The sequence below is a fragment of the Peribacillus sp. P4_C12 genome, assembly GCF_056402095.1.
This window is the reverse complement of the sequence record NZ_JBFUIB010000932.1, coordinates 1-1,014: the sequence shown is the minus strand read 5'-3', so window position 1 is coordinate 1,014 and position 1,014 is coordinate 1. Positions and strand designations below refer to the sequence as shown.

At 38.6% G+C, this 1,014-nt stretch carries 2 protein-coding genes; both read right to left on the bottom strand.

Annotated features, from left to right (window positions below; translation table 11 throughout):
* On the bottom strand, positions 1 to 404 hold a 404-nt coding region (locus tag AC1DUW_RS30365; protein ID WP_477644381.1), incomplete at its 3' end, for an exodeoxyribonuclease VII large subunit.
* Between the two features lie 150 nt (positions 405 to 554).
* Positions 555 to 1,014 (bottom strand): bifunctional 5,10-methylenetetrahydrofolate dehydrogenase/5,10-methenyltetrahydrofolate cyclohydrolase (locus AC1DUW_RS30360; protein WP_477644380.1); only part of this gene is annotated, 460 nt, incomplete at its 5' end.

Below are 1,014 nucleotides of genomic sequence, written 5' to 3'. Positions count from 1 at the left end.
GGAATCGTCTTCTTATGTTCTGCTAAAAACAAGCCTGCTGCTTCTAGCTTTTTCTTTAACTGTTCATATGCAAGATACAGGTCCCCAACACCATCAGGAGCCATGCTTTTCACATAAAGCTGATACTGTCCACTCGCTTCATATAATGAAATTTCGCCCTTCACAAGTACCTTCATCCCATTTTCGGGAAGGAATTTCATCCCTTTGTTATTTGCAGCAAACATAACGGAAAGCAAGCGAGCCTTCTCGTCTTTCAAAGTAAAGTACATATGGCCACTTGTATGTTGTTTGAAATTGGAAATTTCACCTTTTATGTATACATTTTGCAAATGAGGATCGGCATCAAACTTCCTTTTAATGTACTTCGTTAAAGCCGATACACTCAAATATTGTTGGTTGCTCATATAATGTCTCCTTCCGACAAGAATCGGATATAAGAAAGCTCACCTATAGGTTACACTTAAAACTTTCGTAAATCTATGAATAGAAAAAAAGCGGTCTCTCGTTATTATAAAACAAGAGGTCCGCTTCTTTAAAATAATTTAGCGATTTTTTTAACTTTTTAGTGCTTGTTTGTTCAAGTTAAGTGTTTTTTGAGCAGATTTGACTGTATTCTTCATTAGCATTGTGATGGTCATGGGACCAACCCCTTTAGGAACAGGAGTAATGTATGAAGCTTTATTTTTCACTTCTTCAAACGCAACATCGCCGCAAAGCTTCCCTTCATCATTCCTGTTCATTCCGACATCAATGACGACTGCACCTTCTTTAATATGGTCACTAGTAATTGTGTCTCTTTTTCCAACAGCTGCAACAACCACATCAGCCTGCTTCGTATAATAAGCAAGGTCCTTTGTTTTTGAATGACAGTAGGTAACTGTTGCATCCGCATTTAAAAACAGTTGTCCGGCCGGTTTGCCAACGATATTACTTCTCCCTACTATGACCACATGCTTACCTTCAAGCTCATAGCCAATATGCTCAAGCATAACCATTACCCCGTAAGGCGTACAT